Annotated in this window: 1 pseudogene; it reads left to right on the top strand. The window is 56.0% G+C overall.

The annotated features are described in order from the left end of the window. Positions 1–525, top strand: a pseudogene (locus Q9I99_RS11290) (DUF6531 domain-containing protein); the annotation flags it as partial.

Genomic DNA, 525 nt, shown 5'->3' with positions numbered 1-525 from the left:
CCGTCAACCGCCGCTACGCCTACGACAAAGCCGGCAACCTGATTCAAAGTGCCGACCAAAGAAGCGGCGTACTCAATTACATCTACGACAAAATCGGACGCATTCAGGAAGCCCGCAACAGCCAAACCGGCCGCAGTGAAACCTTCGCCTTCGACCCCGCCCACAACATCCTCGACATCCCGACATCTGCTCCCTCTCCCGTGGGAGAGGGCAAAACGACCGCTCCGATTTCAGACGACCCCCAAACTCAAGGCCGTCTGAAACCACCTGCCAACCCCAACCTTACCAGTGGCAACCGCCTCAAAGAATACAACGGCATCGAATACACCTACGACGCATTGGGCAACCTGATCTACCGCCAGCTGCCCAACGGCGAAAACCAATATTACCAATACGATTTAGAAAACCAACTCGTCCGCGCCGAAATCAAAAAGCCCGCCGGCAACACCGAGATCTGGACATACGCCTACGACCCGTTCGGCAGACGCCTTTCCAAAGAACGCCAAGACAAACTCGCCTGGACGA

This window comes from Neisseria basseii, assembly GCF_962707005.1.
Lineage (GTDB): Bacteria > Pseudomonadota > Gammaproteobacteria > Burkholderiales > Neisseriaceae > Neisseria > Neisseria bergeri.
Note: the sequence above shows the minus strand (reverse complement) of the source record. Positions and strands in the feature narration are given on the sequence as shown.